The organism is Bartonella sp. AA86SXKL (assembly GCF_042196885.1).
This window is the reverse complement of record NZ_JBHIRE010000001.1, coordinates 38001-50429: the sequence shown is the minus strand read 5'-3', so window position 1 is coordinate 50429 and position 12429 is coordinate 38001. Positions and strand designations below refer to the sequence as shown.

Annotated in this window: 10 protein-coding genes; all 10 read left to right on the top strand. The window is 38.4% G+C overall.

Annotated features, from left to right (window positions below):
- Nucleotides 1-86 precede the first annotated feature (86 nt).
- The 10 genes from rpsT (at nucleotide 87) to gpsA (ending at nucleotide 11774) form a co-directional block, all read left to right on the top strand.
- Nucleotides 87-353 (top strand): 30S ribosomal protein S20, encoded by a 267-nt coding sequence (gene rpsT, locus ACFIO5_RS00190; RefSeq protein ID WP_273790272.1) that lies wholly within the window; start codon nucleotides 87-89, stop codon nucleotides 351-353.
- A gap of 701 nt (nucleotides 354-1054) precedes the next feature.
- Nucleotides 1055-2626, top strand: coding sequence for a chromosomal replication initiator protein DnaA (gene dnaA, locus ACFIO5_RS00185; protein WP_375611430.1), 1572 nt, complete (start codon nucleotides 1055-1057; stop codon nucleotides 2624-2626).
- 186 nt (nucleotides 2627-2812) lie between these two features.
- Entirely contained in the window at nucleotides 2813-3934 is a 1122-nt protein-coding gene (dnaN, locus tag ACFIO5_RS00180; RefSeq protein WP_375633700.1) for a DNA polymerase III subunit beta, read from the top strand.
- A gap of 20 nt (nucleotides 3935-3954) precedes the next feature.
- Entirely contained in the window at nucleotides 3955-5088 is a 1134-nt protein-coding gene (gene recF / locus ACFIO5_RS00175) for a DNA replication/repair protein RecF (RefSeq protein ID WP_375611469.1), read from the top strand.
- A 54-nt stretch (nucleotides 5089-5142) separates the two neighbouring features.
- Nucleotides 5143-5595 (top strand): type II 3-dehydroquinate dehydratase, encoded by a 453-nt coding sequence (aroQ, locus tag ACFIO5_RS00170; RefSeq protein WP_375632160.1) that lies wholly within the window; start codon nucleotides 5143-5145, stop codon nucleotides 5593-5595.
- 130 nt (nucleotides 5596-5725) lie between these two features.
- Nucleotides 5726-6697, top strand: a complete 972-nt coding sequence (gene cyoA / locus ACFIO5_RS00165) for a ubiquinol oxidase subunit II (protein ID WP_375634015.1) — start codon at nucleotides 5726-5728, stop codon at nucleotides 6695-6697.
- 76 nt (nucleotides 6698-6773) lie between these two features.
- Nucleotides 6774-8792 (top strand): cytochrome o ubiquinol oxidase subunit I, encoded by a 2019-nt coding sequence (gene cyoB, locus ACFIO5_RS00160; RefSeq protein WP_375617542.1) that lies wholly within the window; start codon nucleotides 6774-6776, stop codon nucleotides 8790-8792.
- On the top strand, nucleotides 8789-9457 hold the full coding sequence (locus ACFIO5_RS00155; RefSeq protein WP_375617543.1) for a cytochrome (ubi)quinol oxidase subunit III: 669 nt from the start codon (nucleotides 8789-8791) through the stop codon (nucleotides 9455-9457). Before cyoB ends, ACFIO5_RS00155 begins: the two co-directional genes overlap by 4 nt.
- Nucleotides 9457-10365, top strand: a complete 909-nt coding sequence (gene cyoD, locus ACFIO5_RS00150; RefSeq protein WP_375705040.1) for a cytochrome o ubiquinol oxidase subunit IV — start codon at nucleotides 9457-9459, stop codon at nucleotides 10363-10365. Before ACFIO5_RS00155 ends, cyoD begins: the two co-directional genes overlap by 1 nt.
- Nucleotides 10366-10766: 401 nt before the next feature.
- Entirely contained in the window at nucleotides 10767-11774 is a 1008-nt protein-coding gene (gpsA, locus tag ACFIO5_RS00145) for an NAD(P)H-dependent glycerol-3-phosphate dehydrogenase (RefSeq protein ID WP_375634019.1), read from the top strand.
- Nucleotides 11775-12429 lie beyond the last annotated feature (655 nt).

Sequence of the window (12429 nt, the reverse complement as noted above, 5' to 3'; positions counted from 1 at the left end):
AGTTTTGCTTGGGTTGGATTTATTTATATTGGTAGAGTTGTTATTGAGACTCATTTTACCAAGGTGTTGAAAGAGAGATTATATTTATGGCGAATACACCTTCTGCTCGAAAAGCGGTGCGCAAGGTTGCGGCGCGCACACAGGTTAATAAGGCCCGCCGTTCACGCGTTCGTACTTTTATACGTAAGTTTGATGATGCTTTAGCGGGTGGCGATAAGGCATCTGCAGAGATTGCATTTAAGAATTTTGAGCCTGAAATTATGCGTGCAGTTTCTAAAGGGGTTTTTCATAAAAATGCTGCTGCGAGGAAAGTATCGCGTTTAGCTAAACGTTTGAAGGCTCTCAGCGTTTAAGCTTTTCTCCTTTAATTGAGAACAAAGCCAGTATCCATGAGGATGCTGGCTTTTTGTTTATTATTTCAAAAAGTTTCTATTGAAAATAAGAATCGATAATGATTCTCCACTTGAAAAAGGAGAGAAAGTTTATAGGGGGAGGTATGGTTATCCACAAGCTTTGTGGATTTGTACAGAGTCTTTTTTGTCAAGCATTTTATTTTTTTTTTTAAATCTGAAGAGATTCTTTAATTATTGGTAAATTTAGAGAAAAAAAATGAATTGAATCAATATTTTTTTCAGTCCTCATTAATATAAGCATTTTTTTCGGGTTTTTTGATTTTATTTTGACCTCTTGCATTTTACCTCTGCTGTTTTGTATGGTTCTTATGAAGACTAAGAAGCATGAAGGGGTCACATCAGCGCATTATTCTGTATTTTGTTGAATACAAGATGTTTTGATTTAGGCTTTTCGAAACTTTTGTGTTGGAGAGGTTTTCTGACGGTTTTTTAGTTTTCTTAATGGATATGTTTACCATTTTAGAAGGGTGGGTCATATCATGAGTGCAAGTAAATCTTATTGGTCATCTTTGTTAGTGGGGTTGTGATGAGGCTATCCTAGGGGAGGGTGAGTAATCTTATTTGGGGTAGGGCGTTTTGCCTTCGCTAGATTTATTTTAGTTGTTTGGCAGGACAAAATTTTATTTTTATCAGGATGGAAGATGGTGGATAAATTGAACTCTAAAGCTAGTTCCTTTAAAAGGGTTTCGGTAAATATCCTGTCGGCAGAGAACATAATAAAGAATAGGATGACGGAAAGTGATGAGAACGTTTGTAGAAATGCTTCTATAGGGCATTCTATTGTTTCAGAGGAGGAAAGTGCGGCGGCTTTTATACGTGTTATGGCGCAATTAAAGGTGCAGGTTGGTGTTGAGGCTTATACCAGTTGGTTTGGACGTGTGAAGCTTGCTGAATATAGTCATACTCTTGTAAAGCTTTCTGTTCCTACTGCTTTTTTACGTTCATGGATTAATAATCACTATGGTTCTCTTCTGACACATTTATGGAAACAAGAGAATTCAGCAATTCTTCGTGTTGAAGTTATTGTTCGTGGTATGGAACGCGTTTCAAGAGATGTCGTTTGTAAAAGAAGTGTTCCTCCTGTTGTGCTAGAGGAGCAGGCGACTTCATCTTTTGTTGAAAGTTGCGCAGAGCATTCAGTTAAGAATTCTCAAACGGGAGTTTTTGGATCTCCACTTGATTCTCGCTATACTTTTGAAAGTTTTGTTGAGGGGGCTTCTAATCGTGTTGCTTTAGCAGCAGCGCGTTCCATTGCAGAAGGGCATAAAAGTGCTTTGCGTTTTAATCCTCTTTTTATTCACGCATCTGTTGGCTTAGGAAAAACACATTTGCTTCAAGCGATTGCTGCTTCTGCATTGAAGCGTTTAACGTCTGCGCGCGTTATTTATTTAACTGCTGAATATTTTATGTGGCGTTTTGCAACAGCTATTCGTGATAATGATGCTCTTTCTTTTAAAGAACAGCTTCGTGATATCGACCTTTTGATTATTGATGATATGCAGTTTTTGCAGGGTAAGTCGATACAACATGAGTTTTGCCATTTGCTTAATATGTTGCTTGATAGTGCAAAACAGGTTGTTGTCGCTGCAGATCGTCCACCAGCAGAATTAGAATCGCTTGATCTTCGCGTTCGCTCTCGTCTTCAGGGAGGGGTCGCTCTTGAAATTGAAGCACCAGATTATGAAATGCGTTTGCAAATGTTGCGCCAGCGGTTGAAGGTGGCACAACAAGATGATGGCATGGTATCAATTTCTGATGATATCTTGGAATATATTGCGAAAACGGTTTTAGGGTCTGGGCGTGATATTGAAGGTGCATTTAATCAGCTCTTGTTTCGTCAATCTTTTGAGTCTGATTTATCTTTAGAGCGGATTGATGAGTTATTAGGTCACTTGACACGTCCTGGTGAACCTAAGCGTATTCGGATTGAAGAAATTCAGCGTACGGTAGCACGCCATTATAATGTTTCTAAACAGGACTTGTTATCTAATCGTCGAACACGTACGGTTGTGAAGCCACGGCAAGTTGCAATGTATTTAGCAAAAGTATTAACTCCTCGCTCATTACCAGAAATTGGGCGCCGTTTTGGTGGGCGTGATCATACAACAGTTTTACACGCTGTGCGTAAAATTGAAGATTTGGTTTGTGGTGATCAGACCTTGGCTAAGGAACTTGAGTTGCTTAAACGGTTGATTGGAGAACAGGCTGTATAGTGTTTATCGTTTCTTTCTTTGGAGAGACTTTAAAGAATTTAATGAAAAGATTTATTTTTTCTTATGCAGGAGTGACTTGCCATTTTAAGAGAGGTTTAATAAACTCTAGCAGGCGATTCTCTAAAGGGATCTATTCTTTAATTCTAAGGAATTCTTATAGTTTTTAGTAAATCATACGGGGCTTTTATGCGTATTACAGTTGATCGCAGTCAATTTCTCAAGTCTCTTGGTCGGGTTCACCGTGTGGTAGAGCGCCGTAATACTGTTCCTATTTTATCGAATGTGTTGATTGATGCAGAAAATGTCCGTGTACAGTTAAAAGCAACAGACCTTGATTTAGAGGTTATGGAATCTTTTGCAGTTAATGTTAAACAAGCTGGAGCAACAACTGTTCCGGCACATTTGCTCTATGATATCATTCGAAAACTTCCTGATAGCAATGAAGTTGTATTATCCCTCGATGAGAATCAAGCAGGTACAATGTCCGTTGTTTCGGGTTGTGCACATTTTCAGCTTCAATGTCTTCCGAAGGCAGACTTTCCAGAGTCGCTTCCTGGGCAATTTGGTTATCGTTTTTCTCTATCGGCATCAGGCTTAAAACATTTACTTGATTGTACACAATTTGCTATTTCTACTGAAGAAACCCGTTATTATCTTAATGGTATTTATTTCCATATTATTAATGATGGTGTTTTGAAATTGCGTTTGGTTGCAACTGATGGTCATCGTTTGGCACAAGTTGAGATGGAAGCTCCTTCGGGAGTTGAGGGAATGCCTGGTGTTATTGTTCCCCGTAAAGCTGTAGGAGAATTGCAAAAACTTCTTTCAGAAGAAAATGATAGCGATGTATGTATAGAGCTTTCGGAGACAAAAATTCGTTTTTCTATAGGCTCTGTGATTTTTACATCAAAATTAATTGATGGAACATTTCCAGATTATCAACGTGTTATCCCTCTTGGAAATGATAAAGAATTAATTGTTAATAGGCAGGACTTTTCTTCTGCAGTTGATCGTGTTTCAACGATTTCAAGTGATCGGGGGCGTGCAGTTAAATTAACGATTGAGCATGGACAGTTAAGGCTTGTTGTTAATAGCCCAGATTCGGGCAGTGCAGAAGATCAATTATCAGTAACTTATGCATCTGAACCGCTTGAGATAGGATTTAATTCACGTTATCTTTTGGATATTGCTGGGCAGCTTTCAAGTGATGAGATGGTTTTTATGTTGGCTGAGGCTGGAGCACCAGCTCTGATTCGTGATAATGATGATGCGAATGTGCTCTATGTACTGATGCCTATTCGCGTTTAGGGGCAGTTGTTTTGCAATGCATGGCCAGTCATGTGCACAAAGTGGCAGTGAGGCAGCTGAAGCTTTTACGTTATCGCAATTATTCTTTTTTCAATATTCATTTTTCTGGTCAGCATGTGGTTTTTACTGGCCATAATGGTGCTGGTAAGACGAACCTTTTAGAGGCGTTATCTTTTCTTTCTCCTGGTCGTGGTTTGCGGCGTGCTGTTTATTCTGACGTTAGCTTTGTAGATGGTGGTGGTGGAGGATTTGTTGTATTTGCGCGTCTTGAATGCGCTCTTTATGGTGAAGTAAAGATTGGTACAGCTTTTGAGGTTAGCGATAACAGTCGAAAGGTCCATATTAATGGTGTGAATGAGTCGAGTGATTGCCTAACAGATTATTGTCATATTAGTGTCCTAACACCGTCTATGGATGGTCTTTTTACAGGTCCTTCACTTGAGCGCCGTAGTTTTTTGGACCGTATGGTTTTGGCGATTGATCCCTTGCATAGGCGCCGCATAGCCGATTATGATAGAGCTATGCGCGCACGTAATCGTTTGTTTTTAGATGGAAATGAAGATTGTGCTTGGTTTGATGCTTTAGAAAAGCAAATGGCAGAATTGGCGACAGCTATTTCTGCGGCGCGTGTTGATGTTATTCGTCTTTTAAATGACATGTTTACACAAATGCCCTCACAGATACCTTTTCCACGAGCTTTTTTGCAAATTGATGGTTTTTTAGAAACAGCTCTTAGTGAAATATCAGCAACTGAAGTTGAAGAACAATTTTGTGATCGATTGCGGCATAATCGCGCAATGGATCGTGCTGCTGGTCGGACGTTAGAAGGACCACATCGTGCAGATTTGCAGGTTTTTTATGCTGATAAAAATAGAGCAGCAACATCTTGTTCAACAGGTGAACAAAAAGCGCTGCTAACAGGTTTAGTTTTGTGTCATGCACGTCTAACAGGTATGATGTCGGAAAGATCTCCCATTCTTCTTCTTGATGAAATGGCTGCCCATCTTGATTCGCATCGACGTGCTGCTCTATTTGATATTCTTGATGATTTAGCTGTACAAACATTTATGACAGGAACAGATCGTCTTTTATTTGATGACTTAAAAGGACGCGCAGAATTCTTTGAGATTAAGGATGGCGCTTTATTGCCGTAAAAACATGCTAAATATTTTTTTAATAAGTGATAGATCTGAAAGAAAAGGCTTGCTATGTCAGAGATAATAACGATTTTAAATGGTCCTAATTTAAATTTTCTAGGTCAACGTGAGCCAGAAATTTATGGAACTGAAACTCTAGAAGATATTGAAAAAAGATGCAGAGAATGGGCAAAAAAAAATGATATCATAATAAATTTTTATCAAAGTAATTGTGAAGGGCAATTAGTAGCATGGATACAAGAAGCAATAGAGGCAAGTTCTGGATTGATCATTAACCCAGCGGCTTACAGTCATACATCTGTTGCACTTCTTGATGCCCTAAAAATGTTTTCAGGGCCGAAAGTAGAAGTTCATTTATCTCATATTTATCAGCGTGAAGCTTTTCGTCACCATTCTTATACATCTGCAGGTGTAGACGCTATCATAACTGGGTGTGGAGGTGATGGATATCGGTTTGCACTTGAGTATATTGCAAAACAATTAAGCAAAACAATTAAATTGTGATAGGTAAAGAGTAAGCGTTTAATAAGAGTAATATAGGCATTTAATTCTCTTGATAATTATTTTCAAATCTGTACAATGTGAGGTATATATTTATGACAGTTTTTAGTGCGTATGACGGGGGTAAATAGAGATGAAAAGCTTTGTTAGACAATTAGAAATGCTTGTGATTTTAGGGGGAGCACTGCTTTTGTCTGGTTGTAAAATTGATGTTATGCAGCCATCAGGTTATGTTGCACGTCAACAGCTCATTTTGATCGTTGTTTGTGTGGTGGTGATGCTTTGTATTGTTATCCCAGTTATGGTGAGTGTGGTATTTTTAGCTATAAAATATCGTGCATCGAATATGAAAGCGGACTATTCTCCTGATTGGGCACATTCAAATAAAATTGAAGCATTGATGTGGGGTATTCCAGTTGTAATTGTAATGGTTTTAGGTTCATTAACAGCTTATTATACCTATAAGCTTGAACCTACAAATCCTCTTCCAGTGGAAGTTGTAGGTGAAGGAAAGCCATTACAGATTGATGCTGTTGCTCTTGATTGGAAATGGCTTTTTATTTATCCTGAATACGGTGTTGCATCGATTAATGAGATTTATGCGCCTGAAGGACGTCAAGTTTTATTGCAATTGACGTCAGAGAATTCTGTCAATGCTTTTTGGGTTCCCAAATTGGGTACTGTTCTTTACGCTATGCCGCAGATGAATGCTAAGTTGCATTTGGTCGCTGAAGAGCAAGGAGTATTCAAAGGAGCCTCAGCAAATTATAGTGGTGATGGTTTTTCGGGTATGCGGTTTAAGTGGCATTCTGTGTCTTTGCAGGATTTTGAGGATTGGATTGTAAAAGCTCGGGCTAATGGTCGAGTACTTGATCGTTCATCTTATCGTCAACTTTCTATTGCGCCTCGTATGGGTGATATTGCTGCGAAGGAAAAAGATGCTGAAGTTCGTTATTTTGCACCTGTTGAGAAGCGGCTTTACTATCGTGTTGTTAATCGATGTGTCGATGAAAAGACGGTATGTAATGAAGATTTAATGAAACGTGCTGCTGTTCAGACGCTATGGGGTGCACTATGTTCAGTATTTGATCCTGATGTTATTTAACAGAGTCAATAAAGTAAAGAGCCCTTTTAACAAAGGTTTCTTTTAAACTTGAATTTCATTTGAAATGGGTTGAGAAATGTTTGGAAGACTTACAGATCCTACGGCAGGTGCTTTTCATGCGCTTGCACATGAACCGATCGTTTTGTATACATGTATTGCGATTGTTTTGGTTGGTTTAATTGCTGTTATTGCTCTAACAGTACTTGGGTGGTGGGGGATTCTATGGCGAAATTGGATTACAACGGTTGACCATAAACGCATAGGTATTATGTACATCGTTCTTGGAATTATTATGCTTGTTCGCGGTTTTGCGGACGCACTTATGATGCGAACGCATCAAGCTTTAGCTCTTGGGAGTGAAACAGCAGGTTATTTGCCCCCTGAGCATTTTGATCAAATTTTTTCGGCGCATGGTACGATCATGATTTTTTTCATGGCCACGCCTATTTTATTTGGTCTTTTTAATTATCTTATACCACTTCAAATTGGTGCGCGTGATGTTGCTTTTCCCTTTGCAAATAATCTAGGTTTTTGGATTACGGCTGCAGGGGCGATATTGATTAACATATCCCTAGGTGTTGGGAATTTTGGTCGTGGTGGTTGGTTGATGTATCCACCTTTTACAGAATTGCAAACGAGTCCAGATACAGGGGTAGATTATTATTTATGGTCACTTCAGCTTTCTGGTATTGCAACAACAATGGGATCAGTGAATTTCATTGCAACGATGATTAAAATGCGTGCTCCTGGAATGACAATGATGAGAATGCCTATTTTTTGTTGGAGTGCTTTTGTCAGCAATGTTCTTATTGTAGTCATTTATCCTGTTTTGGCTGTAGCATTTGCACTCTTGGCATGTGATCGTTATTTGAACATGAATTTCTTTACCAATGTTGGTGGCGGAAATCCGATGGTATGGATTAACTATGTTTGGGTTTTTGGTCATCCTGAGGTTTATGTTTTGGTTGTTCCTGCTTTTGGAATTGTTTCTGAAGTTGTATCAACTTTTTCTTCAAAACGCCTCTTTGGTTATACTTCAATGATATGGGCCATGTTGGTTATTTTGATTCTTTCGCTTCTTGTTTGGGGACATCATTTCTTCACAATGGGTGGGGGTGAAGCTGTAAATACCTTTTTTAGTATTGCTACGATGATTATTGCAGTTCCAACCGGTGTAAAAGTTTTTAATTGGCTGCTTACGATGTATAGAGGTCGGATTCGCTTTGAGCCTCCTATGCTTTGGTGCATGGGTATGATCTTTACATTTGTTGGTGGTGGATTAACAGGTGTTTTATTATCTATTGTTCCTGCTGATTGGCAGTTTCATAATTCGCTCTTTTTGATAGCACATTTCCATCATACAATTATTGGAGGTGTGGTTTTTGCGTACTTAGCGGGGATTGCATTTTGGTTTCCAAAAGTTTTTGGTTATAAACCAAATCGCATACTAGGTATTACATCTTTTTGGTGTTGGTTTATTGGTTTTTACCTTGCCTTTTTTCCCGTTTATGCGCTTGGTTTAATGGGGGCGACGCGTCGTCTTCAGCATTACATGGAACCTAGTTGGCAGCCGATGTTTATTATTGCTGCATTGGGTGCTTGTATTATCTTACTTGGTATCCTTTGTTTCGTGCTACAGGTTGTTTTGGCGATTTGGTACGGTATTAAGCATAAAGGGCACTTACCGGTAACATTAAATGATTCTTGGGGTGATGCACGTACACTTGAATGGTTTACCTCTTCACCGCCTCCTTCCTATAATTTTGCCCTCCTTCCAAAGATACAGTCTGATGATGCTTATTGGAATATGAAGAAAAGTGGTTATCAACGGCCGACAAGTGGATTTACAAAAATTCATATGCCTTCGAATACATCGGCTGGAATTATTGCTGGCTTCTTCTCATTAGTTGTTGGTTTTGCGCTTGTTTGGCATATTTGGTGGCTTGTTGCGGTTGGACTGGTTGGTTTTATCGCAACGCTTGTGTGTCATTCATTAACAGGTGATCATCATGGTTACTATATTCCAGCTGAAGAAGTGCAAAAAACTGAAGATGCCTTTACGGCTGTTCTTAAAGAACGAGGAGTAATAGTATGAGTGCTGTAACAATGAATAACGCGAGCACTATAGATGAACTTCACCACGATAGTAGCTCGGTAATGACGTTTGGTTTTTGGGTCTATATTCTTTCAGACTTAATCCTGTTTTCGACACTGTTTTCAAGTTTTGCTGTATTTTCTGCTTCTTATGGTGGTGGTAAAGCGGGCAGTGAGTTTATAGATTTAAAGTTTGTTTTGGTTGAGACTGCTTTCTTGTTGTTTTCATCCGTCACTTATGGCTTTGCAATGGTACAAGCACATAAAAATAACATCAGTGGTGTGCGTTTATGGATGGCTATTACCTTTGTATTGGGGTGTTGCTTCATTGGTATGGAACTTTACGAATTTCATGAACTTTTGAGTGAGGTTTTTTATTTCGATCCAAATGCTTATGCGGGTATTGATCCTGCAACAGGTTTACAGCTTTTTGGACGGGAAATTCTCTCTGCTTATTGGTCAGCATTTTTTGCTTTGGTTGGCACCCATGGACTTCACGTAAGTGTTGGCCTTCTTTGGATGGTTGTGATGTTTTTTCATCTTCGTCGTAATGGCTTGGATCAGAACAATAAGACACGTTTAGCATGCCTTTCCATTTTTTGGCATTTACTTGATATTGTATGGATTGGTGTTTTCACCATGGTTTATCTATTAGGAGCGTTGTGATGAGCGTGCAAAATGAAACACATGGTCCCAGTACTGGTTCCTATTTGGTTGGTTTTATTCTGGCTGTATTTTTCACTTTGGGTTCTTTTATTCCTGTGATGTATGGAATGATGGAAAGTTGGGCAGTTAGTACAAAGGTTGCGTATCTTATTGGGATGGCGATTATTCAGATTATAGTACAAATTGTTTTCTTTTTGCACTTGAATTCTGGTCCAGACGCCAAGTGGAATTTAAGCGCGTTGTGGTTTGCTGCTATTTGCGTTTTTGTTATTATTGGGGGAACTTGGTGGGCTATTTCTCATTTGAATTATAATATGATGGGTGGTTCAGGACGTGTTATTGAACCGGAAATATCAAGTAGAGATGATTCTTCAGTGTCTGAGCAGTTATCAACCAAAGATATATCCGTAAGAAAACAGCCAGAAAAGATACAGGGCTCAGAGGTTTCGATGGAGCAAGGTGCAAGTACGCAAACTCTTGTAGAACAGGCACCTAGTTCAGAAATGCCTATGGGGCAGGGTCTAGGTACGCAAACTCCTGTAGATCAAGCACCTGGTTCAGAAATGCCCATGGGGCAGGGTCTAGGTACGCAAACTCCTGTAGATCAAGCACCTGGTTCAGAAATGCCCATGGGGCAGGGTCTAGATACGCAAACTCCTGTAGATCAAGCACCTGGTTCAGAAATGCCCATGGGGCAGGGTCTAGGTACGCAAACTCCTGTAGATCAAGCACCTGGTTCAGAAATGCCCATGGGGCAGGGTCTAGGTACGCAAACTCCTGTAGATCAAGCACCTGGTTCAGAAATGCCCATGGGGCAGGGTCTAGGTACGCAAACTCCTGTAGATCAAGCACCTGGTTCAGAAATGCCCATGGAGCAAGATCCAAATACGCAGTTTCCTGTGGAGTAGTTGTTAGAAATATCTACGGAGCTCTGATGCGGCATGTATCAGCTTCGTAGAAGAAATTCGTAGGATATAAAGCAGGAGATAAGTACAAGATATCAGTGGAATGAGTATCATTATTTTGAATATACTTTTAATTTAAAAGAGAAAGTCCGTGGGGTATTTAGTCAATCTTTAATTTTTGAGACAAATAGCTATTTGTAGAATATACAAAAAGTTATGTTTGTAAAATTTACTACAAAGAAAGAGAATGTGCGAAACAAGTTTTTATATTGTGTGAGATAAAAAAGCTACGAAGCAGTAATATTTTTAGATTTAAAGAATTTATATTAAAGATAGCATTAAAATTATTTGTAATAATAATATGTAATTGAAATCAAAAATTTAGAGAATAATCAGAAAATTTAATGAAAACCGTTGCAATGACAGTTATAGGTGCTGGTTCTTTTGGTACTGCATTAGCGATAGCTCTTGCCCGTAATGGTCATAATGTTTTACTTTGGGGATATAGTCCTCAACATATCAAAGAATTACAGGAACAACGTTGTAATCAAGTATATTTACCCGATATTCGATTTCCTGACAATTTATTACTTGAAGCTTCGCTTGAAACTGCTATAATAGCAAGTCACAATATATTAATCGCTGTTCCAAGCCATGTATTTCATCAAGTTTTGTATAATATTCAGCCTTATTTAGATCAGCATTCACGCGTTATTTGGGCGACAAAAGGTTTAGAACATGGTACCGGACGTTTCTTACAAGAGGTTGCTCGTGAGATTTTAGGTGAAAAAATTCCTTTAGCTGTTTTTTCTGGACCAACTTTTGCTCAAGAACTAGCTATTGGTTGGCCTACTGCAATGACGATAGCAGCTTCTGATGTTGAGTTTGGTAAAGAATTGCAGCAACTTTTTCATTGTGACAAAAGTTTTAGAGTTTATAAAAGTTCAGATATGATTGGTGTTCAATTAGGGGGAGCAGTCAAAAATGTTATTGCTATTGGTGCAGGAATATCAGATGGCATAGGTTTTGGGGCAAATGCACGAATAGCTCTTATCACACGAGGACTAGCTGAAATCAGTCGTTTAGGGGGGGCTATGGGTGCTGAGCTTTCCACATTTATGGGAATGACAGGCTTAGGTGATCTGGTTTTGACATGTACTGATAATCAGTCACGTAATCGTCGTTTTGGAATACTTCTTGGTAAAGGAATAGATATAAAAGAAGCGGAAAAACAAATTGGTCAGGTTGTGGAAGGATACTTGAATACCAAGGAAGTACATACGTTGGCGCAGCGTATTGGGGTAGAAATGCCCATTGTAGAACAAATTTATCAAATTCTCTATTGTGGTAAAAACATAACTGAAGCAGCAAACACATTATTAAGCCGCGCCCTCAAGGACGAAATACAATAATATCCTGTTTTTTAATAATTCAAATCATAAAAAATAGAAACATGCTATGATAGACATATAAAATAGATTGTATTGATGGTTGTATAAGGCAGTCATATTCCAGCAAATTATAGATTTATATCATTCGATTCTTTATGAAACATGGCTGAAATATAAAAGTTTTTGCTTTTGTCTAAGAGCTATCTCTTTGAAGATAAATTATCCGTTTCCACTTACACATGTTTGTGTAATGTAATGAACAAGATATTTTTATTGTCTCTTAAATTCATCTCACAATGATATTTGCAAACAGAATAATACAAGACTCATTAGGTAGAAGCATCTTATTTATATAACGTATAAGCTAAGAATATCGGGGCAGGGATATTGTGTATCTCTGTTTTTGTAATTCTTTAAAACAAGAAGACAATCTGTTTTGGGAAGAAGATGAAATTTTAAAGATGAAAACTAGTTCCCATTTCTACAATCATTTTTAAATTCAGTTTTACGCTATCTAAAGCAATATCTTTTAAATAATGGAGATTATCTCACACCTTTATTTTTCTCATTTTTTAATGAAAGCATTTCCCTGATGTGTCAGGTAAAATAGAACGCCCAAAAAAACACGATTGCTGTTATATATTCACGCGCTTGTTTTAAAGAGATCTCTCTTAAA